Source organism: Paenibacillus xylanivorans, from assembly GCF_001280595.1.
GTDB lineage: Bacteria > Bacillota > Bacilli > Paenibacillales > Paenibacillaceae > Paenibacillus > Paenibacillus xylanivorans.
Genome location: NZ_LITU01000068.1, coordinates 231,571 through 252,985, shown reverse-complemented (window position 1 = coordinate 252,985; position 21,415 = coordinate 231,571). Strand labels below are relative to the sequence as shown.

The following is a 21,415-nucleotide window of genomic DNA, read 5'->3' as shown; positions in this document are numbered from 1 at the left end:
GGGGCAGGATCTGATCACCGCCACTGTCATTAACCTAGAGGATGACATAGTGTTCAGAGAAGAATACACGATGCCAATCTTCGATCAGAAACATTTCTATGAAATCATTGAGAACGTGCTGGCTCAGCATGCTTCCATTAAAGTGATCGGTATCGGTATTCCAGGGCAAACCGTGAATGGGGAAATTACGGTGAGCAGTCACCAGCAGCTAGAAGGTATACGCATGATTGAAGATCTTGAAGCTCAGTTCGGATTACCAGTCATGGTGGAAAATGATGTGAATGCTGCGATCAGCGGATATTGCGCAAAACAAGAGTTAGACGAAGATCACTGTGTCATCGGAATCTATTTTCCAACCAAATACCCTCCAGGCATGGGCATCTATCTGGATGGTAAAGTGGTCAAAGGAAAACTTGGCATGGCCGGGGAGATCAAGTACCTCCCTATGGGAATTGATTGGTATAACTCACTGGAAAAGGAAACCTTTATTGAAACGGTATGCAAAATGATTCAAACAGTAAATGCAGTTCTTGCACCAGATAAAGTTGTGATTTACCAGAAGATGGTTGAGGAAGATGCGGTTGTTCAAGCATGGAAAATGTATCAAGCTGAGCTGTCTATGCCATCTTATCCTGACATCATTCTGATCGATTCTTTCCAGAAAGATTTTGAAGCAGGAATGCGATGGTTAACGTTGAAAGCGTTGGAACCGACCCTGGTCCAATTTAATTGAATTCATAATAAAAATCCCCCAGCAGAAAACAATACAGAACATGGTGTACCCAATGCTTGTATGTTCTACTGGGGGATAGCAGGGATTGAGCCTGCTTGCAATGATATTAATTCTTTAACGTTTTAGGCTCTTACCGTTACTGCTGATGATATCTTTGTACCAGTGGAACGATTTTTTGCGATACCGTTCAAGTGTTCCTGAACCATCGTCATGGCGATCAACATAAATGTAACCATAGCGCTTTTTCAATTGTGCAGAAGAAGCACTGACCACATCAATACATCCCCAGGATGTATAACCCATAACTTCAACGCCGTCTTCAATGGCTTCCCCGACTTGAACAAGATGATCATTCAGATACTGAATGCGATAGTCATCTTCCACTGTCTTTTCACCATCAGATCCGGTAATAAGCTCGTCCACAGCTCCCAGACCATTTTCCACAATAAACAGTGGTTTCTGATAACGGTCATAGAACATGTTTAGAACATAGCGAAGTCCTTGCGGATCGATCTGCCATCCCCATTCACTTGCAGGCAAGTAAGGGTTAGGTATACCGCCAAGCAGATTACCTTCACCCGCAACTTGTTTAGCCGGATCAGCCGTTTGGCAGATACTCATGTAATAGCTGAAAGAAATGAAGTCGACAGTATGGAGCAGCATGTCTTCGTCGCCATTTTCCATCTGGATCTGGATTCCATTTTCCCGGAAGTAACGTTTCATGTATCCAGGATAGCGGCCTCTCACATGCACATCTCCGAAGAAATAATTGCTGTGTTCGAATTCCATCACTTTAATCATGTCATCGGGATTCGGTGTGAGCGGATAGGTGGGCATACTGAGCATCATACAACCAATCTGCGCACTTGGAATGATCTCATGACAGAGCTTCACAGCAGAAGCGCTGGCTACAAATTCATGGTGTATTGCCTGATACAGATCCTGCTTGCTGAGCTTCTCTTTCAGTGTATAGATGCCACCACTCATGAATGGTGCTTCAAGAATCGAATTGATTTCGTTGAATGTAAGCCAGTATTTCACTTTATTTTGATAACGTTTGAATACGGTAGTCACATAACGCTCGTAGAAACCGATCATCTTCCGATTGACCCAGCCATCATATTCCTTGGATAGATGCAGGGGTGTCTCATAGTGAGAAAGTGTGACCAGCGGTTCGATTCCGTATTTAAGACACTCGTCAAAAAGATCATCATAGAATTGAAGACCTTCTTCATTGGGTTCCAGCTCATCGCCCTTAGGGAAGATACGGGACCAGGCGATGGAAGTACGGAATACCTTGAATCCCATCTCGGCGAACAGCTTCACATCCTCTTTATAACGGTGATACAGGTCTACACCAATTAGTTTCATGTTGTCTTCAGTCGGTTCTTCAGTGATAGGACCCATGATACCTTTGGGAGCCACATCCTGAGTGGATAAACCTTTGCCACCTTGATTATATGCGCCTTCTGCCTGGTTGGCGGCAATGGCGCCACCCCACAGGAAGTTTTCGGGGAAATTGAATGATGGACGTTGAGAATGACTCATGCATATCGCTCCTATCGTTATGAATTCATTGTGATGTTACATACAGCAGCACTGCATAAAAAAAGCTTAAACGTTGGAACGGGTTACACGTCAAGTTTTACTTTTTATTTATTTTGATGCAAACTGTAATTCATCATAGAAAGTCAGCAAGAAAGGAGACTTGATGTGTCCAAGTTCGATGAAATTATGAAGAAGTCCGGCTACTCAAAGGCCACCGTGTCCAGAGTGATTAATCATTCACCACATGTGAGTGACGAGGCCCGGCAGAAAATAACGGACATCATGAAACAGCTGAATTACATTCCAAACCGGAATGCCGTATCATTATCCACCGGACAGACCAAACAAATTGGGATTGTCACATCCGCAACCAATGAGATTATACTTACGTTCATGAATCAGTTCATTGATACAGCGATGGATTTTGGATTTCAGACCCTGATCTATACTTCGCGTGGAGATAAGGAAATCGAATTGCAGGCGTTCGAGGACTTGCGGAGTAAACGGGTGGATGGACTCGTAATTATGACCTGTGTCAATCATCCCGACAAGCTAAAAGCCTATTGTGAATATGGTCCGATTGTGTCCTGGCAGCGGATGGGAAATGACGAAATTCCGTCCGTAGCTATGGATCAGGCGCAAGGCTACAGGCTGGCTCTTGAGCATCTGGTGTCCAAAGGATATACACGCATTGCGAATGCCTTTGGCAGAGCAGAAAGTCTGAATACCCAGAGCCGACGCGAAGCCTATGAATCATTTATGGTAGATAACGGTCTGCCTGTACTGCGTGAAGCTTATCAATATTCAATATTCAGTTCCTCTGACGGAGAAGAAGCGATGCGAAGAATGGCGAGTGGGTCAGATCTCCCTCAAGCGGTGTTATGTTCGAATGATTATGCAGCGATCGGAATTTGGTCTGAGGCACGCAAACAGAATATACGGGTTCCCGAACAACTTGCCATTGTTGGTTTCGATGACATTGAGCTGTCCCGTGTTCTTGGAATCACTACCATACATAATCCGATTGCAGAACAGGCTACGCAGGCTTTTCATCGATTATGGGCCGTCCTTGGTAAGCAGGAGTTACAGGCTCAGCAACTGGAATTTCAACTGATTGAGCGTTCAACTACCTAAATGCTGGGGAAAAGTACGTAATTGTTTGCGAATTTTTACAAAATTCAGAGAACAGCTGTATAACTAAGGAGTGGTAGAAATGGCGCGGGTATTATTCATTAATGGTGGATCAGAGGGACATGTCAATCCAACGATTGGGGTAGTTCAAGAGCTGGTTTTACGCGGCGAAGAGGTTGTGTACTTTACTATAGAAGCTTATCGTGAACGTATGGAGAAGACAGGCGCTATAGTCCGAACCTTTGATGATCAAAAATTCATTAAAGCCTTTGTCTCAGGTGGCAGAGATTATTTGCTTGAACGGGTCAACGGTCTATTGCTTACGGCAGATATCGTCATTCCGAGCGTCCTTGAACAGATCAAGGGTGAACATTTTGATTACATCATCCATGATTCGATGTTTGGCTGCGGATACTTGCTTGCGCAAATTTTGAAGCTTCCCGCAATTAATTCATGCACTTCTTTTGCGCAGAGCAAAGAATCATTCGATGATTTGATGCAGCACTTTTTTTTGAATGTCCCAGCCGAAATTGTTGAACCCATAAATGATAAATTCCATAGCCTGACGCTCATGTTGCAGGGAAAATATGAGGTGGAGATCCCTTCTCCCTACGAAGTGTTTTGCAATCCTGCACCGCTTACAATCATATATACAACAAGGGATTTCCAGCCTTATGAAGAAGCATTCGACCACACGTATCAATTTGTAGGGCCGTCCATCTGTTCACGACTAACCCATGTAGACTTCGACCTGACGGAAATTAAAGGGAAAAGACCTATTTACATTTCACTGGGCACAATTTTTAACCAAGCCCTTGATTTCTATAAGCTTTGCTTGAAGCATTGGGGAATACTGATCATACCATTGTCATGTCTGTAGGGGATAGAATACAAATTATTGATCTGGGAGCAATTCCTGAAAATTTCATCGTTAAACGTTATGTTCCACAAATAGATGTATTGCAGTCCGCTAAATTATTTATCACTCATGGCGGGATGAACAGTACCAATGAAGGTATATATTTCGGGGTTCCCCTAATTATCCTACCTCAAAGCGCGGACCAGCCGATCATCGCTGAGCAGGTTGTCAGCAGGGGAGCCGGCATCAGCTTACAAATGCAAACCTTGACTGCCAATCAGCTGCGTGAAGCGGTAGATCAAATGTTAAGCGCCTCCTCTTTCAAAACAGCTGTTGCAACTATTAGGGAGTCTTTTCGAAAATCAGGCGGTTATCATTGCGCTGTTGATGCGATTTTCGAATTTAAAAATCAATATCTCTGCTAAGTTCTTTGAAGTGAACTTTTGCAGAACAAGCAAATAACACGGAAAGTTCAGTCATCAATTATTCAAAATTTAAGCATTTTTGAACCGGAACCATGCGGTATACTGAACAAGAAGTTTCAAGAAGCTGCATAATTACAAACGATGCAGCTTCAAGTTGAAGCATCTTGTAACAAGTTACATATTTCACAAACTAACCGCTGGAAAGGTGAGATAGAACAGATGAAGACAGTGACAAGTCGATTCAGAATTGCAGGCATATGGGAAGGGATATCATTGCTGCTGTTGATTTTAATAGCCATGCCGCTAAAATATTTTGCCGATATGTCTTCCCCAGTAACCATTATGGGCATGATTCACGGCATTCTTTTTCCACTATATCTAATTGCACTTGTGCATTTGGCAGTTGTGAAGAAATGGAAAGCTTCACGCTGGTTCATGGGATTGATAGCGGGCTTATTGCCTTTTGGAACATTTGTATTCGAATCCTATCTTCGCAAGAGAGACTGGAAGTAGGAATCTTTGAAAAGAAATATGACAGCAGGCGACCAACTCCGGATGTTATCCGAACTGGTCGCCTGCTGGTTTCTGTGCAAAATCTTTTAAAAAAAGAGTGTGTGTCGCTTATTTTACCGTGCCTTGCTGACGATCCGATTGCAGGCTGACCCCAATATCGCCAGAGGCGTCAGACACGGGTGCATAAGCTGAGAAGGAGAACACAACAACCAGGGCAGTGAATAGAAAAAGAACTGATTTTTTCATTGAATAACCTCTTTTCATTTGGGGTGATCTTCCATTTTTATTGTAATCCAGGCAGGCTGTATTTGAAAAGAAAATATTTAGATTTTGATACGTACACATTTTGTCTGGATAAACATCCATGATAAACTGTATTTCAGCTAAAGCCCGCTAACGGCGGAAGGGGGTCCTGTATGAATAAACATAATGAGTTAACGTCCATAGAAATGGTAGAAGAGTTTATTCAAAAACATGAATTGGTTTTTTTGTATGTATCTCGGCCAGAGTGCAGTGTATGTCACGCCCTACTTCCTAAAATTAGGGTGTTGCTTGAACCATACCCCATGGTATATCTGGGACATGTTGACGCTAACCAGGTGGAAGAAGTGGCATCAAGGTTTTTAATTTTTACAGTACCGACAATGATCATGTTTGTAGAGCAAAGAGAATATATTCGAGCCGATCGTTTTGTTCACTTCGATCGATTGGAAGAGCAGTTACAACAGATTCATAGGATGTATTCATAAAAGTGTTGTATTGAAAACGGTTTTATGCTAATTTAAAATATATAAAAACGTTTTTATAGCAAAGGAACAAAAAATTATGGGAAAGATTACGATTAAAGATGTTGCAAGGGAAGCCGGGGTATCCATTTCTACGGTTTCCAACGCCTTGAACGGCGTGGATGTCTTAAATCCGGAGACGAAATCACATGTCCTGAAGGTGGCAGAGCGTTTAAATTACGTTCCCAACTTGAACGGTAAGCTGCTGAAATCCGGGCAAACCAAAATGCTGGGCTTTTTCACCACAAGTGTGTCAGGTCCATATTTTTATAAGCTGGTTGAATCCATGTCTCGCGAATGCGATCGTCTGGGTTACGGGCTGAATGTATTTGTGACCAAGGATAAGCAGGTTATTATGAGTAATATTCTGGGACGGCGTGTGGATGGTGTTATCATCTACGAAGAGCTGCGGATTGATGAGCAGGATATTGTCGCTATGGAGAAAGACAAGATCAAGGCAGTATTTTTGGATCGGGTTTATCAGAGCGATACGATGGGGAGCGTCATTTTTGACTCCTATGTGGCGGGTTACGAAGCGACCAAGGATTTAATTGGACTGGGGCACAAGAAAATTGCCTACATTTCCGGCGTGGACACCATGTTTGATAGTAATCAGCGTAGAGACGGTTATCTGGACGCTTTGCGTGAGTACCAGCTTCCGTTGGATGAAGATTACATCATACAGGGATTTTTTGAGGAAGAGGGCACCTACAGCGCTGTGAAATCTTTTCTTCATCTGCATCCTGCCAAGCTACCTGATGCTTTTCTAGCGGGAAATGATGTGAGTGCTATCGGCTGCATTCATGCGTTGAAGTCGCATGGCTTTGAAGTTCCTCAAGATGTAAGTGTAGTAGGCTTCGATGATATTGATATTGCCCAATATTTTTCCCCACCATTAAGTACCGTAAGAAACCAGATTGCAAGGCAGGGTATCCTGGCGGTCAACCATCTGGTTCGCATGATCAAGAAGAAGGAACATGGGGTTTCACAGAAATTGGCGGGTGAACTTATTGTACGGGGTTCAAGTCATGTGAAGATCGACCGGAGTGATTATTTAACATAACTGATTCAATCATTTCCGGTCTTTTTTAAATGATAGATTTGAGATTAGGGGGTTTTTTTGCCGAAAAATAAAAACGTTTTTATGAAGAAATGCTTAAGTTGGAGGGGAGCAAAAGAGCGTGAGTAAATTAGCCGTAGAGACGTCAACCGGTAAAAAGCCTGTAAGGACGGGAGGAAGGAAACCAATCGGACAAAGAATGAAAGAGTTCGTCATCGATTACCGCAGACAATGGGAAATTCAATCGATGATTATACCCGGCATCATTTTTATGATTATTTTTTGTTACATTCCGATATATGGATTGACGATTGCCTTCAAAAATTACACCGTCATCGATACGCTGTCTAGCGCACCTTGGGTCGGTTTGGAAAATTTCAGAATCATTATGTCAGACAAATACTTTTGGGATGCGGTAGTGAATACGCTGGGGATCAGCTTTTTGAAATTGGGTATTGGGTTCATCATTCCGATTATCCTGGCAATCATGATCTATGAATTAAACAGCGGACGCTTCAAAAAGTTTGTGCAAACGATTTCATATCTGCCTCACTTTTTGTCATGGATCGTACTGGGCGGTATGTTAATCACCTGGTTCTCAACAACGGGATTGTTTAATCAGCTGCTGCTCAGCTTGGGAGTAATCTCGCAACCGCAAAACATTTTGCTGGATGCAGGGAAGTATTGGTGGATTGCAGTCTTATCCGATATTTGGAAAGAGGCCGGCTGGGGAACAATTCTGTATTTGGCGATTATGTCGAAGATTGATCCTACGTATTATGAGGCAGCCAAAATTGATGGTGCAAGCCGTCTCAGACAAATCTGGAATATTACGTTGCCCAACATGAAGTCAATTATTAGCCTTAACCTGATTCTTACTGTAAGCGGTTTACTCGGTTCCAATCTGGACCAGACGCTGGTTCTGATGAACTCGCAGAACCGTGACAAGGCCGAAGTTATCAATTCGTATGTATATCGTATGGGGATGTCACAGGGTGACTTTTCGTATGCTACCGCGGTTGGTCTGGGCGTCTCGATCGTGTCCGTTATTCTGCTGGTCACCGCGAACAAAATTACAAGCAAATTAAACGATAATCAATCTGTGCTGTAGAAGGAGGCATCCTGTGTGAATGGAAAGGCGGCTAAAGAAGATCTTGATAGTCGGATCTTTGATACCTTAAATATTATTTTGCTCATTATTTGTACTGTTGTTATTATAGTCCCGCTCTGGAATGTCATCATCTCTTCTTTTAGCTCAGGCAAAGCTTTGGCGGAAGGCGGGTTCATCTTCTGGTCACCGGAGTTCTCGCTGGAGAATTACAGAGCTGTGTTCAACGATTCGAACATCTGGCAAGCGTTCTTCATCTCGGTTTCCAAAACAACCATCGGCGTCGTTACACACGTGTTCTTCTGTGCTATGGTCGGTTACGGTCTGAGCAAAAAGTACATACGTGGCCGCAAACTGTACGTTGCCATGGGTGTTATCACGATGTTCTTCTCTGGTGGAATGATCCCAACGTACTTATTGATTAAATCACTCGGCCTGCTCAACAGCTTCTGGGTGTACATTATTCCTGCATTGTTCAGCTTTTATGATGTCGTTATTCTGATGAATTTCTTCCGGAATGTCCCGGATTCCCTGGAGGAGTCAGCCAAAATCGACGGTGCAGGGGATTGGCATATCTTCCTGAAAATCTTCATCCCGCTGTCCATGCCAGCCATGGCGACCATCGCGCTGTTCAATGGGGTGGGGCAGTGGAATGACTTTATGACAACCAAGTTGTACATTACGGATCAGTCGCTGTATCCGCTGCAAATGATGCTGTACGAAATTATTGTTCAGTCCCAGACGCAATCGATGCAAAATATCGGAGGCTCGGCAGTCATTGAAACAACGACCAAAGGGGTGCAACTGGCCACGATTGTTATTACCACACTTCCGATCATACTGATCTATCCCGTACTTCAAAGATACTTTATCTCGGGTATGATGCTGGGTGCGGTCAAGGAGTAAGGGAAATTCAAGCTTGTGCGAAAGTACGCTCTATTCAATATTTCTCACCTAACTTTAAGGAGGAAACAATATGTTCAAGATGAATAAGGCAGCAGGCAAAAAAGGAGTTAAACTTTGCGCGGCATTGCTGACAGCAGTGATCATGATTACAGGCTGCAGTAGTGGTTCAGGAGGTTCAAGTGAAGGGAACTGGGTTTCCATTGAAGATCGCTATACCGTTGATGCGGAAAAACCAGCCTGGCAGCTCGACAAAAAGGAAGAAGTTACAGACCTTACCTGGTACGTTAATGCGGACTGGTGGAACACGGATTTCGGGAAAGACATTGTGACCAAGAAGATCAAAGAAGACTTGAACATCAATATCAAATTCATTACAGGTGATGATACGAAATTAAATACATTCTTTGCCGGCGGAGACATGCCTGACCTGCTGACCGTGTTCGACTCTAACTCTCCTGTGGTGCAAAAAGCTGCAACCTGGGCTATGCCGCTGAACGATCTTGCTGAGAAATATGATCCATACTTTAACAAAGTCGCAGCTGCTGACACCCTGAACTGGTTCCAGCTGGCTGATGGCAAGACGTATGGCTATCCAAACTACTCCAATACGCAAGCCGATTATGATAGCGGTAACATCCCGGCCAAAACGGCATTTATCATCCGTAAGGATGTGTACGAAGCTTTGGGAAGTCCTGTTATGGGAACACCAGAGGAATTCGAAAGTGTAATGAAACAAATCAAGGAAAAGTTCCCGACGTTGATTCCATTTGGTTTTAACTCTATTGGTGAAGGAACAGGATCACTCGGAGATACGCTGCAAGACTTTATTGGCGTGCCTCTCGAAACGGAAAATGGAGAATTCTACGATCGCAATCAGGATGAAGATTATCTTACATGGGTGAAGACGTTAAATAAGGTATACAGAGACGGAAATATCAGTGATGACAGCTTTGCTGATGATGGTACGGCTTTTGAGGAAAAAGTGAAATCCGGAAAGTATGCAACGATGCTGCTGGATGGTACACCTCAACAGGGTGGAAATCTGCAAATTTATCTGAGTGCCAATGAAGGCAAAGAGTATGTTGCCATTGATGGACCGCAGAGCACCAAGGGGAATGCACCGACACTCAATCAATCCGGTATTACAGGCTGGATGATCAACTTCATCTCCAAGGATGCCAAAGATCCGGCCAAAGCCATTCAAATCTTTACGTACCTGCTGAGTGAAGAAGGTCAGCTTCTGATGAACTATGGTATTGAAGGCGAAACATATAAAAAGAATGCAGATGGTACGGTTGAGCTGCTGCCAGCTGTGAAAGACCTGCAACTGCACAATGCGGATAAATTTAAAAAAGAGTACCGGTTGGGTGAATTTATGTTCTTTGGACACGACCGTCATAAAGCACTGAGTGCAGATGCCTTCCCGGAAGCCATTAAACAGATGCAAGAGTGGGGCAAAGGTAAACTGAAACCACACTTCATTCTGGAGAATATTAGTCCGAATCAAGGAACACCTGAAGCCCGTGCGTTGTCCGCGATCAACGCCAAGTGGAATTCAACACTGGTAAGCATGGTACGTGCCAAAGATGATGCCTCTTTTGACAATGCACTTGCCGCTTACAAGTCATTCTTGGGTGATAACCGTTGGGATGACATCTTGAAGGTACGTAGTGAGAAAATGAAACTGAATAAAGAGAAATTGGGTATCCAATAAGAGGACTCTGGAGGGAAATCATATGACGAAATTCAAAATGTACAAATCTACGGGAGAGGATGCATTGTTTGTATCCGTATCCCAGGATCAATTAAAACCGCAAGACTCCGGTACGGAGACAACGACAATCCTTCTGGATGATCAGCAAACGTATCAGGAGATGGACGGTTTTGGGGCTTCTTTTACCGATTCATCTGCCTATCTGATCAACCAGATCTTAAGCGAAGAGCAGAGAACTGAAGTCATGACCCGGTTGTTCCATCCCGAGGAAGGCATCGGATTGTCGGTCATCCGTAATCCGATGGGTGCTTCAGACTATGCCAGAACGGTATACAGCTATAATGATCTGCCTGAAAATCAAACGGACCCGGAATGTTCCGGGTTCAGCATTGCACACGATGAAGCGGATGTTATTCCTTTGACTCAAAAAGCTTTGGAACTGAATTCTGATCTGAAGCTGTTCGCTTCACCATGGAGCGCCCCGGGCTGGATGAAAACAAGCGGCTCTATGATTACAGGTCAGTTGAAAAATGAGTGGTATCCGGCATATGCGGAGTATTTTGTGAAATATATCCAAGCCTACGCCTCCCATGGATTGCCTATCCATGCAGTAACACCACAGAATGAGGCACTTTATGAACCAGGTCATTATCCCGGCATGTTGATGCCAGCCGAAGCACAAGCAGACTTTATCAAAAATCATCTCAAACCTGCTTTTGTCAGAAATGATATTCAGTCCAAAGTGCTCTGTTATGATCATAACTGGGATCGTCCGGATTATCCGTTGACCGTGCTTGAAGAGGCGGGAGAAGAAGTAGATGGAGTGGCTTGGCACTGGTATGGGGGCGAAGCCTCGGCTCAAACAAAGGTGTATGAAGCCTTTGCCGGTAAAGAAGTACACTTCACCGAAGGATCAGGAGGGGAATGGATTCCTCCATTCGAACAGGCCTTCTCCAATGTGATCAGAACAGGGATTGAGATTCTTCGCAATTACAGCAAATCTTTTGTGCTCTGGAATATGGCGCTTGATGAGAACAACGGCCCTACTGTTCCTGGCTTTGGGAAAAGTACGTGTCGCGGCATTGTGAAGGTCAACCAGCAAACGAAAGAGCTTACTTATACACTGGACTATTATGCTCTGGCTCATTTCAGTGCATTGATTCGTCCCAAAGCGGTACGCATTGACTCTTCCTCCAATGAGGCATCCATTCGTTCCGTAGCCTTCAAAAATACGGATGGTTCGATTGCCGTCGTGCTTTTCAATGACGGGGAAAAGACAGGAAATGTGCAGGTTCAGCTAAAAGAAGAGGAACTGTTAAGTTTCCAACTGGAATCCAAGAGTGCTTTGTCCATTTTGATCAACCAGGAATAAGGCAGTTTTCTCCCATTCTAGGGTGAAGTAGTCCTAACATACTGCTTAGGTAATGGATTCTAATGAAAGAAAAGGCGGTATACAGAGAGAGATCTCTTGTATACCGCCTTTTTATATTGTTTCATTACCGTCCACCTGCAAATCCTGAGAACCGGATGACGAATAGGGGTACGCCTATTTGAGAGCAGTCAAAAGTACGGTTGAGCAAGGGGAGGGGGACCTTTGTAAGTTATGGGAATGAGGTTCCCTTGCGGGACTCCACATACTTTTGCGTGTGAATATCACATAATTCTTCACGGTGATGTAAGCACTGTCGTTTGTTTACGATACTCTGTGGGATTCATCCCTGTATGCTTTTTGAACTGCCTTGAGAAGTAATATAAGTCACTAAACCCGAGGTGCTCGGCAATTGCAGTAACTGTGCTTGGAGAACAGGTGAGAAGCTCCTTGGCTTTATCAATTTTTTTGCCAGTTATATAGTGGATGGGGGGAACTCCGATCTGCTGTTTGAAGAAACGAATGAAATAATTCGGATGCATATAGACGATCTGAGCCAGATCATGGACTGAAATATTCTCTTCAATGTTGGAATCAATATAGGTCAATATTTCAGACATTTTGTCCTTAGCAGGTACGTTCACATAAGAGATCTGACTCAGATCAAGGTTCATTATGTAGTGTGACAATAACTCCAACAATTTGCTTTTGGCCATCATATGGGCATAGACTTCGCCTGATTTGGCATAGGTAAGGATGCTATTGAAGGTTTCTTGAACTAGCTTCGGATCATCTACCTCACAGAAGTGTGGGAACTTCAGAATCTGAAAAAGGTTGATGCCCCCAACTTTCGCGCTGAAATGGCACCAGTATTTGAGAAAAGGGCGGTCATTAATAGCAGAATAGGACTGCGTTGTTCTTTCTGGCATTAAAAAAAGCTGCCCAGGTGTAGGGTAATATTCCTGATTGCCAATCTTGAGCCAGCCTTCGCCTTCGCATATGAAGTAAAACTTGCTGTAATCGGGTGTGTAATCCAGATCTCGCCAGTCGGTTCCACACCGATTATAGTTAACCATGAATAAATCAACCTGCAGGTTGGATAAATGGTTCGTAAGCAATGTCTTATGATTCATAATCCTCATCTCCCAACAAAGGTTATTATTGTCCATCTAAAAGTTAATGTTCTACATGTCTATCCGTCTATTAAACCACTACAATACAAGTGCATACGATAACGGAAGGAATGAGAATGAAATCATGGACAAAAACGAATATTTGCAAAAGATCGAAGCGACGATCTCCGAAGGCACATTTAAGGACAATTGGAACTCACTTAGTGCATTCGAGGTTCCAAAGTGGTACCAGAACGCCAAGTTCGGTATTTTCATTCATTGGGGTCTTTATTCTATCCCTGCTTATGATAGTGAATGGTATTCACGAAATATGTATATTGAAGGCTCTAAAGCCTATGAACATCACCTTAGCATTTATGGTCACCCGAAGGATTTTGGATACAAAGACTTCATTCCCATGTTCCTTGCGGAGAAGTTTGATGCGGACGAGTGGGCTGAGCTTTTTAAAAAGGCAGGAGCCCGATATGTGATGCCCGTAGCTGAGCATCACGATGGTTTTCAAATGTACAAAAGCTCCATTTCTCACTATAACACATATGAAATGGGCCCAAAACGGGATCTTTTGGGTGAGATGAAGGTCGCTTATGAGAAGCAGGATCTGAACCTGTGCGTATCCTCGCATCGAGCGGAGCATTGGTTTTTCATGTCACATGGCAAGAAGTTCGACTCGGATATTAAGGAGCCTCTTGCACCTGGTGATTTCTACTGGCCAGCTATGCCAGAACCGGATCATCACGACTTGTATGGTTCTCATCCAACGGATGAATTCCTGGAAGACTGGCTGATACGTTGCTGTGAACTGGTGGATCAATATCAGCCAAGAGTGTTTTATTTTGATTGGTGGATTCAAACCGCTGCATTCAAACCGTACCTGAAAAAATTCAGCGCTTATTATTATAACAAAGGGGAAGAATGGGGCATGCCTGTTGCCATTAACTATAAACATGATGCCTTCATGATCGGCTGTGCCGTTCCGGATGTTGAACGTGGTCAATTCGCCGATCTCAAGCCGTATTTCTGGCAAACCGATACTGCTGTAGCCAAAAATTCATGGTGTTACACAGAAAACAATGACTATAAATCAGCGGATGAAATCATCAGGGATCTGATCGATATTGTAAGCAAAAATGGGAGCCTCCTGCTGAACGTTGGACCGAGAGCAGATGGCAGCATACCGAATGAAGACAAGAACATTTTGCTAGCCATTGGCAAATGGCTGGATGTGAACGGGGAAGCCATCTACGATACGTCGTTCTGGCGTATATTTGGTGAAGGGCCTACCCAAGTGAAAGAAGGTCAATTTACAGATGGAGATACCAAGATATTTACTAGTGAGGATATCCGTTTTACCATAAAAGAGAGCTTCCTCTATGCGACAGTTCTGGTCTATCCGGAAAATGGGGTCGTTCATATTACATCGCTGAAGGACAAATCTCATCATTTCCACGGCTTGATCAAGGACGTTCAGGTTTTGGGTTTTGATGACAAACCGGAATGGAACAGAACTGAAGATGCTCTGACGATCACAACTGTAAATGTACAGAGCGCGTCACCAGTTGTATTTAAAATTGAGCTGGATTAGGAGACGGATTGAAAGTCCTGCAATGAATCACACTCGTTTCCGAGTTCGCGCTGCTGATGGGCGAAGCCTGGTACCTCGTTTTTTGAGCAATCGATGTGTCTTACGCTTCCGCTTAGATTCGCGATGTGGACGCGGGCTAGCAAGGAGGATTTTCTTTTCCTTTTCTATAGATTGAGTTAGTGTAGGGAGACTTGGCAGTTCACATGGTTCATTCGGAATAACCTTCATCGCTTTGTAGCTTATCGGAACGATGCCCAACACCTGCATCGTTCTGGTAATTTCCCCACTGACGAACACGGAAAGTTCGTGCTCTCGTATATCTGTCCATTCTGATATTCCACGCAGAACGTCGTCGACATAACCAGGGTGACATACAATCTCGGTAATACCTTCAGGGAGCGATAACAAATGATGAAGCAGTCGCTGCAATCCATCATTATCTCCATAAGTGTCCAACAGAATCGTGTCGCTCATTCGGGGGTTAGGTACATCGGGAATGGAATGAACAATTTGTGATCTTCGGAGGGGGATATTTTCCCGAATTGCCTTCTCCGCCATAATCTTATATATCATGGGGTCGTTCTGGTGCAATAAATGATGGGAATCCAAATGTGCAGGATATAGGGAGGTTCCTACAAAACGATCCCATTGCGCATCAAGTTCTCTGGCAATATCAATGCTATCTCGCACAAAGACACTCATTCCGTTATGAAAGGTACCATCAGGTCTAACCAGAGAGGGTACACTGGCCGGATCGGAGACAGGTCGCCCGTATGTGAGATTGAAATGCAAACCAATTCCGAATTCGGGTAATGACCGGGCAGAGCGCACGGCATGATCAAATCCCGGCATATTGACCATCATTGAAGTGCTCGTAATCCCCCCTACGTGATAGGCTCTTATGATCCCTTCGTTAATGGCAGGTGACAGTCCGAAGTCGTCCGCATTAATAATAACTTGCCTACTCATGGCTTGTTCCTCCCTCCTCAGGTTGCAAACGAATTGATTGTGATGTCCCCAATATATTAAAGGCCAAAATGGATGGACCGTTCATTCGCACAGGTATTGTAAAATTAATTCCGCTATTTTTTCATAATGACGATATCCCCGAAGCGGTTTTATTACCAAAGCATATGCAAAGAAGCCGTTAATTCTTAGGGACGTCCATTCCATTGTTAGAAATAATCGACTCGCAGACAGAATACATTTAATGTAAACGTTGTTACGGATTGAGAAAAAACGGGGTATCTCCGTTCAGATCAGTCCGTTAATATGGGGAGGGAAAAGATTGTTAAAGAAAAGAAAAATCGTAAGTATGCTGGTGCTGTTCAGTTTCCTAATCGCTTTACTGCCGGGCACGACGACAAACGCTGCGATCAATTGGAATCTGGTGTGGAGTGATGAATTCAATGGAAGTTCTCTGAATACGTCGAATTGGTCTGCAGAGATTGGTACCGGCAGCAGCGGATGGGGAAATAATGAATTGCAGTATTATACGAATCGCACCGAGAACCTGCAAGTTACGGGTGGAAATCTGGTCATCACTGCACGCAAAGAAAATTACAATGGCAGCAATTATACCTCGGCGCGAATCAAAACCCAAGGCTTGAAAGATTTTACTTATGGGAAAGTTGAAGCACGTATTAAGCTGCCATCCGGTCAGGGGCTTTGGCCTGCTTTTTGGATGCTGGGAAGCAACATTAATTCCGTCGGTTGGCCCAAGAGCGGAGAGATCGACATTATGGAGCGGGTCAACAACAATGCTTATGTAAACGGTACCGTGCACTGGGATGCCAACGGGCATGCCGATTATGGAAAGATATCGGAAAATCTAGATTTTTCCCAATTTCATGTATACAGCATCGAATGGGACTCTAAATATATTAGATGGTTTGTGGACGGCAAACAATTCAATGAGTTTTACATCGAAAATGGAACAGGGAACACTGAAGAGTTCCAGCGTCCGTTTTTCCTCCTGTTGAATATGGCTGTAGGTGGGAACTGGCCTGGCAGTCCTAATAATGCGACACCTTTCCCTTCCCAAATGTTGGTTGATTATGTGCGGGTATATCAAGCAGCGAGTACACCGAACATTGTCAGCGGGGGTCTCTACACAATCGGTTCCAAAGCAAGTGGCAAAGTGTTGGATATTGTGGATGTATCTACGGCAAGCGGAGCCAAAGTACAACAATGGACTAACTACAGTGCAAGCAACCAAACGTTCAGGGTCGACAGCACAGGGGATGGTTTCTATAAACTCACGGCTGTTCACAGCGGAAAAGTTCTGGATGTGCCTAATTCAACCGCATCACCCGGCGTGCAGCTCCAGCAATGGGATGATAACGGCTCTAATGCTCAAAGGTGGAGCATTCAGGATGCGGGTAACGGTTACTATAAAATCATTTCCAAGGTGAATGGATTGGCAGTAGATGTTTCGAGCTCTTCAACAGCAGATGGGGCTGCAATTCAGCAATGGAATGATAACGGTACAGATGCACAAAGGTGGTCGTTTAACAAATTAAATTAATGAAATTGCAATGGTTTTAGGTGGGTTCATCACAAAATTAGATGTTAGTAATATATTGTTGACATCAAGCAAGTGATGTTCTCCAGACCTGCGGACGTTAACAAGGCTCCCAGGAGGAGATTATGGAAGATGAAGTACAAGAAACTGGGGTGCTTTCTTCGGTACTGATCTTGACCTCCAGTTGCGGCGTCGGGGAATAGATACGATTGTATTATGTGGCGTTTCCACGTCGATCGGTGTGGATACTACAGCCAGAGAAGCTTATCAGCATGGTTATTATCAGATTTTTGCAGAAGATGCAATGACAGCTGCTACCAAGGAAGAGCATGACTACGTTTGTAAAACGATTTTCCCCAGATTGGGCCGGATTCGGTCCAGTGAAGAAGTGGTTACGGCATTGAAATAAGATAAGCGGGGTGTATAACCCGGAAGTTTGACAGGGATCTATTAACAAGTAATAAAATGCTCAAAAAGGAGACATCTGATCAGATGTCTCCTTTTTGGAATTTTCCATAATTGATCAGAATAAATTATTGGCTGCAATCAACAGTAAGAGAACCCCGCTGACAAGTGTTCCGAACTGTCCCAATGTGAACGAACCAATACGAACGTTTGCCGCTTTGGACCCCGCCCACACGCCAAACCATACGGTAACAAAACTGCCGATAGCTGCTGTCAGGGAAATGTACAAGGGGGATAAGCCCATCAGTCCGGCGCTTAGGCCATTCGTCAGTGCATTTGTCGAAAGGGCAACGCCCAGAATCAATGCTTCCAGAACTCCAATATGGTTCGATTTGTCCAGATCAACCCGTTCAGGATTTTGCAAAATAGATCCGATCCCGAGGGTTTGGGAATCGGTCTCTTCGTGATCCTGCTTCTTGCGGGGAACCGATAACAAGATGATACGAAAACCGATGACGAGCAAGATAAATGTCCCCAGTAGTAAAGGGAAAATGCCAGGAAGCACGATGGAAATCCATTTGCCGAACAAAATGCCTGAATAACTGAACAGTAAACAAACTACGGCAATCAAAAAATTCGAAAATAGGCTGATTCTGATTTTTCTGATCCCGTACGATAGTCCGACACCCAGATTGTCAAGACTCGAAGAGACGGCCAAAGTAAGAATAAGCATCCACGCCATAAAATCACCTCATGATCTGTATTCTGCTCTTAATGTATGTCGTGTTGAGATTCGTGTGCCCGTCCTTGAGAAAAATGCAACAAAACGCTGCTGATGAAGAAAGAATAAGGTAAACTTTCACCACATTGTCCCATATACTAGACTATCGATATATCTCTGGAGGGATGCTGATGAGAGCAAATGATCAAACAAAGGAGTGCCATATCGGAGGTTTGATCAAGCCTCTGCTTGCCAGACGCTCTCTCTCGATGCGCAAATTCAGTACGCTGTGCGGAATGGACACGGCCACCATTTCTCGGATCCTGAACGGGAAGCAGAAACCGAAGCTTACGCATTTGCAGATCTTTTCCGAACAGTTGGACGTTTCCCTGGATCATCTCATTGAAGCTGCAGGCTACAAAATCAATCACGCAAAAAGAGGGGCCGAGCAGGGTATTCTGGATTCGCTTGAATCGATCAAGACAGTCCTGCAACATACGAAATTATTTGACCCCGAAGTGACAACAGAGCGAATTGAACAGGAAATGGTCAAGTACGAACAATATGCACGTACGGATGAAGGGCATCGAATAATCTGTAAAGAGTTTGAGGTGAAAATCAATCAGATTAACGGTGCAGGACCTTTCATTGAACATTTGAAGGAAATGCATATTCGATACTGTGATGAGATTACACCTGAGAATGATCGTTCTCTGATCGGTAGTGCATTGTTATACTTTATTTCATCTGCCGATCTGATTCCCGACTATCTCTTTCCGATTGGTTATCTGGATGATGCCATCGTTGTGTATCTGGTGTTGGAACGTCTGAAGCAGCGCGCATAAAACGATTTGTTTGGGAGAGCGATGCAACGCTTAACCGAAATATCAGAACCTAAAAAGAACGGCGTGAAGCTTCTCGCGTCGTTCTTTATGGTGTCAGAATAAATCGGACATAGTTAAAAAGGACCGTTTAAATCAACTAAGAAGCCGGGTTGTTCGCATTTGCGTAAAAATATTGAATAATAGAGAGACATTAGACTTAAGAAAGTATTAAAAAGGATTATTTTCTATATTTTTCAATAAAAGTGCTTGTATATCTCTTTTTGTGACTCTATAATATACCATAAATATACAATTAGATTCTAAATTTTATATTATATGTAATTTTAAGAGTGTTTGTACATACATCAAGAAAACTCCTGATCTACCCAAACCCATAATACTCCCATGTAAAGTAAGCGTTCTTGCTAACGCCGGTGATTACCCTCCTTAATGAATGCGAATAAACTTCCGCTCACAAGATGAATTGATCTGAAATCCACCTCTTCCATATACGCTGAATTTGGCTATCTATAATCTTTCACACGCGATGTAATTTAATAATCTGTCCTGTAAAGGAGGTGAGGCTTGATGTAAATGAACGCAACACGTCTGGCTCATATTGAGGCCGTTTCATCGTTTTCATTTTAGAAATGGATACAGTAAATCACTGTATTACAAAAACCGGGTAAAAGGAGTGGAAAAGTTTGATAAAGATGAATCGTTTACGCAAGCCGCTTTCCATGGGCCTGTCGCTTCTCCTTGCATTATCTATCATTCATCCGGTTTCAGCTGATAACGCAGCATCGCAGAAGATCGACATGAAATCCAGTTCGGACAAGATCACTACCTCCAAAGTTAACGCCAAGCTGAGCAAGGAATTTGAGAGTAATGATTATGTAACCTATCTGGTGAAAATGAAAGAACAGGTAGATACAGCCGCTGTCTCCAAACAAGCCATGCAAAAGGCAACAATCGAAAAGCAAACGGCCTCGGCAACGAAATTGTCGGTACGAAGTACCGTTGTCAGCTCTCTGCGGGAAACGGCCTCGCGATCCCAATACACCCTGGAAAGTTTTCTTGAAAAGGAACTTGACCTTGGCAAGGTCAAAGAATATAAAAGTTATTTCATCGTTAACGCACTCGCAGTAACAAGTACGAAAGAAGTCATGGAACAAATTGCACTTCTGCCCGAGGTGGATAAATTACTGCCTAACGAGCAGCGTTATATGCAAAAAACCGAGATTAGTAGCGAAAATGCAACAGCAGCCCCCGCAACGGAGTCTGCCAAGACACCAGCCAAAGAGGCAGATACGAAGGAAAGTGCAGCGACTAATGATAAGAGCCTGCAGACAGAGAACGTTGAATGGAATATCGATTCTATCAACGCGCCAGCAGTCTGGGATAGAGGAATCGACGGTACAGGAATCGTTGTTGCCAACCTGGACAGCGGGGTCGATTACACCCATCCTGCGCTCCGCAGCAAATGGAGAGGACTCGATGCTTCGGGAAATATCGTCGATCCCGAGCTAAGCTGGTATGATCCCCATAGCAATGCCTCCCTTCCTGCGGATGGAGACGGTCATGGTACACATACGATGGGTACCATGGTAGGGTCCGAAGCAAATGGCACCAACAAGATCGGGGTTGCTCCCGGAGCAAAATGGATTGCTGTCCGGATTTTCAATCCGAGTACCACCGATGCCATTATACTGGATGGCGGGCAATGGCTGATTGCTCCAGTGGACGCCGAAGGAAACTTGCACCCTGAGCTTGCCCCAGATGTGGTTAACAATTCCTGGGGTGGTGGTGCAGGATTGGATGAGTGGTTCCGTCCAATGGTTCAGGCCTGGCGTGATGCACAGATCTTTCCGGAATTTTCAGCCGGGAATGTGACATTGACGAATCCGGGTGGTCCAGGTTCGGTTGCAAATCCTGCGAATTATCCAGAGAGCTTCGCGACCGGAGCAACGGATATCAACGGGAATCTGGCTTCTTTTTCTCTTCTCGGTCCTTCCCCTTATGAGGAGATTAAACCGGAAGTTTCGGCTCCGGGTGTTAACATCCGTTCCTCTGTT

The 21,415-nt window shown here is 44.0% G+C and carries 18 protein-coding genes and 2 pseudogenes; 15 read left to right on the top strand and 5 right to left on the bottom strand.

The features are described 5' to 3' along the window. A partial coding sequence (locus AMS66_RS19605; protein ID WP_236703527.1) for an ROK family protein occupies positions 1 to 733 on the top strand: 733 nt, incomplete at its 5' end. Positions 734 to 847: 114 nt separating this feature from the next. Here AMS66_RS19605 and AMS66_RS19600 read toward each other — a convergent pair. Further along, positions 848 to 2,281 carry a glycoside hydrolase family 1 protein gene (locus tag AMS66_RS19600; protein WP_053782384.1) on the bottom strand — a complete coding sequence of 478 codons (1,434 nt, stop codon included), beginning with the start codon at positions 2,279 to 2,281 and terminating at the stop codon, positions 848 to 850. Positions 2,282 to 2,446: 165 nt separating this feature from the next. Here AMS66_RS19600 and AMS66_RS19595 point away from each other — a divergent pair, with 165 nt between their 5' ends. The 3 genes and pseudogenes from AMS66_RS19595 to AMS66_RS19585 all read left to right on the top strand — a co-directional run bounded on the left by AMS66_RS19595 (position 2,447) and on the right by AMS66_RS19585 (position 5,209). Beyond that, on the top strand, positions 2,447 to 3,415 hold the full coding sequence (locus AMS66_RS19595) for a LacI family DNA-binding transcriptional regulator (protein WP_053782383.1): 969 nt from the start codon (positions 2,447 to 2,449) through the stop codon (positions 3,413 to 3,415). Positions 3,416 to 3,494: 79 nt separating this feature from the next. Then, positions 3,495 to 4,696 (top strand): annotated as a pseudogene (locus AMS66_RS19590) (macrolide family glycosyltransferase). A gap of 219 nt (positions 4,697 to 4,915) precedes the next feature. Next, positions 4,916 to 5,209 (top strand): DUF3817 domain-containing protein, encoded by a 294-nt coding sequence (locus AMS66_RS19585; RefSeq protein WP_053782382.1) that lies wholly within the window; start codon positions 4,916 to 4,918, stop codon positions 5,207 to 5,209. Positions 5,210 to 5,317: 108 nt separating this feature from the next. Here the strand turns inward: AMS66_RS19585 and AMS66_RS32805 are convergent, their stop codons facing one another. After that, positions 5,318 to 5,455, bottom strand: coding sequence for a hypothetical protein (locus AMS66_RS32805; RefSeq protein WP_160319715.1), 138 nt, complete (start codon positions 5,453 to 5,455; stop codon positions 5,318 to 5,320). 170 nt (positions 5,456 to 5,625) lie between these two features. Here AMS66_RS32805 and AMS66_RS19580 point away from each other — a divergent pair, with 170 nt between their 5' ends. The 6 genes from AMS66_RS19580 (at position 5,626) to AMS66_RS19555 (ending at position 12,154) form a co-directional block, all read left to right on the top strand. After that, a complete protein-coding gene (locus tag AMS66_RS19580; RefSeq protein ID WP_053782381.1) occupies positions 5,626 to 5,958 on the top strand; it encodes a thioredoxin family protein in 333 nt (110 codons plus the stop codon). Between the two features lie 76 nt (positions 5,959 to 6,034). Beyond that, a complete protein-coding gene (locus AMS66_RS19575; RefSeq protein WP_053782380.1) occupies positions 6,035 to 7,057 on the top strand; it encodes a LacI family DNA-binding transcriptional regulator in 1,023 nt (340 codons plus the stop codon). Positions 7,058 to 7,175: 118 nt separating this feature from the next. Beyond that, positions 7,176 to 8,165: an ABC transporter permease gene (locus AMS66_RS19570; RefSeq protein WP_181014140.1), complete on the top strand. Its 990-nt coding sequence runs from the start codon at positions 7,176 to 7,178 to the stop codon at positions 8,163 to 8,165. Between the two features lie 15 nt (positions 8,166 to 8,180). After that, positions 8,181 to 9,068: a carbohydrate ABC transporter permease gene (locus AMS66_RS19565; protein WP_053782378.1), complete on the top strand. Its 888-nt coding sequence runs from the start codon at positions 8,181 to 8,183 to the stop codon at positions 9,066 to 9,068. Positions 9,069 to 9,138: 70 nt separating this feature from the next. After that, positions 9,139 to 10,782, top strand: coding sequence for a type 2 periplasmic-binding domain-containing protein (locus AMS66_RS19560; RefSeq protein WP_053782377.1), 1,644 nt, complete (start codon positions 9,139 to 9,141; stop codon positions 10,780 to 10,782). 22 nt (positions 10,783 to 10,804) lie between these two features. After that, positions 10,805 to 12,154 carry a glycoside hydrolase family 30 protein gene (locus AMS66_RS19555; RefSeq protein WP_053782376.1) on the top strand — a complete coding sequence of 450 codons (1,350 nt, stop codon included), beginning with the start codon at positions 10,805 to 10,807 and terminating at the stop codon, positions 12,152 to 12,154. 293 nt (positions 12,155 to 12,447) lie between these two features. Here AMS66_RS19555 and AMS66_RS19550 read toward each other — a convergent pair whose 3' ends face one another. Then, positions 12,448 to 13,284, bottom strand: coding sequence for an AraC family transcriptional regulator (locus AMS66_RS19550; protein WP_053782375.1), 837 nt, complete (start codon positions 13,282 to 13,284; stop codon positions 12,448 to 12,450). Positions 13,285 to 13,408: 124 nt separating this feature from the next. On the opposite strand from AMS66_RS19550, the gene AMS66_RS19545 reads away from it, so the two are divergent. Beyond that, positions 13,409 to 14,866 carry an alpha-L-fucosidase gene (locus tag AMS66_RS19545; RefSeq protein ID WP_053782374.1) on the top strand — a complete coding sequence of 486 codons (1,458 nt, stop codon included), beginning with the start codon at positions 13,409 to 13,411 and terminating at the stop codon, positions 14,864 to 14,866. A gap of 27 nt (positions 14,867 to 14,893) precedes the next feature. Here AMS66_RS19545 and AMS66_RS19540 read toward each other — a convergent pair whose 3' ends face one another. Then, positions 14,894 to 15,835 carry a carbohydrate deacetylase gene (locus AMS66_RS19540; RefSeq protein ID WP_053782373.1) on the bottom strand — a complete coding sequence of 314 codons (942 nt, stop codon included), beginning with the start codon at positions 15,833 to 15,835 and terminating at the stop codon, positions 14,894 to 14,896. Positions 15,836 to 16,181: 346 nt separating this feature from the next. Here AMS66_RS19540 and AMS66_RS19535 point away from each other — a divergent pair, with 346 nt between their 5' ends. After that, entirely contained in the window at positions 16,182 to 17,393 is a 1,212-nt protein-coding gene (locus tag AMS66_RS19535; protein ID WP_053782420.1) for an RICIN domain-containing protein, read from the top strand. Positions 17,394 to 17,532: 139 nt separating this feature from the next. Further along, positions 17,533 to 17,799: pseudogene (locus AMS66_RS19530) on the top strand (isochorismatase family protein); the annotation flags it as partial. Positions 17,800 to 17,913: 114 nt separating this feature from the next. Here the strand turns inward: AMS66_RS19530 and ytaF are convergent. Further along, positions 17,914 to 18,537: a sporulation membrane protein YtaF gene (gene ytaF / locus AMS66_RS19525; protein WP_053782372.1), complete on the bottom strand. Its 624-nt coding sequence runs from the start codon at positions 18,535 to 18,537 to the stop codon at positions 17,914 to 17,916. Positions 18,538 to 18,707: 170 nt separating this feature from the next. Here ytaF and AMS66_RS19520 point away from each other — a divergent pair, with 170 nt between their 5' ends. Then, a complete protein-coding gene (locus AMS66_RS19520) occupies positions 18,708 to 19,361 on the top strand; it encodes a DUF1232 domain-containing protein (protein WP_053782371.1) in 654 nt (217 codons plus the stop codon). Between the two features lie 683 nt (positions 19,362 to 20,044). Then, on the top strand, positions 20,045 to 21,415 hold a 1,371-nt coding region (locus tag AMS66_RS31865; protein ID WP_144424546.1), incomplete at its 3' end, for a S8 family serine peptidase.

Bases quoted from the DNA above. Each gene is read 5' to 3' on its own strand.
- AMS66_RS19545 (WP_053782374.1), top strand. From the start codon at position 13,409: ATGGACAAAAACGAATATTTGCAAAAGATCGAAGCGACGATCTCCGAA.
- AMS66_RS19550 (WP_053782375.1), bottom strand. From the start codon at position 13,284: ATGAATCATAAGACATTGCTTACGAACCATTTATCCAACCTGCAGGTT.
- AMS66_RS19540 (WP_053782373.1), bottom strand. From the start codon at position 15,835: ATGAGTAGGCAAGTTATTATTAATGCGGACGACTTCGGACTGTCACCT.
- AMS66_RS19575 (WP_053782380.1), top strand. From the start codon at position 6,035: ATGGGAAAGATTACGATTAAAGATGTTGCAAGGGAAGCCGGGGTATCC.
- AMS66_RS19560 (WP_053782377.1), top strand. From the start codon at position 9,139: ATGTTCAAGATGAATAAGGCAGCAGGCAAAAAAGGAGTTAAACTTTGC.
- AMS66_RS19600 (WP_053782384.1), bottom strand. From the start codon at position 2,281: ATGAGTCATTCTCAACGTCCATCATTCAATTTCCCCGAAAACTTCCTG.
- AMS66_RS32805 (WP_160319715.1), bottom strand. From the start codon at position 5,455: ATGAAAAAATCAGTTCTTTTTCTATTCACTGCCCTGGTTGTTGTGTTC.
- AMS66_RS19585 (WP_053782382.1), top strand. From the start codon at position 4,916: ATGAAGACAGTGACAAGTCGATTCAGAATTGCAGGCATATGGGAAGGG.
- AMS66_RS19520 (WP_053782371.1), top strand. From the start codon at position 18,708: ATGAGAGCAAATGATCAAACAAAGGAGTGCCATATCGGAGGTTTGATC.
- AMS66_RS19580 (WP_053782381.1), top strand. From the start codon at position 5,626: ATGAATAAACATAATGAGTTAACGTCCATAGAAATGGTAGAAGAGTTT.
- AMS66_RS19535 (WP_053782420.1), top strand. From the start codon at position 16,182: ATGCTGGTGCTGTTCAGTTTCCTAATCGCTTTACTGCCGGGCACGACG.
- AMS66_RS19555 (WP_053782376.1), top strand. From the start codon at position 10,805: ATGACGAAATTCAAAATGTACAAATCTACGGGAGAGGATGCATTGTTT.
- ytaF (WP_053782372.1), bottom strand. From the start codon at position 18,537: ATGGCGTGGATGCTTATTCTTACTTTGGCCGTCTCTTCGAGTCTTGAC.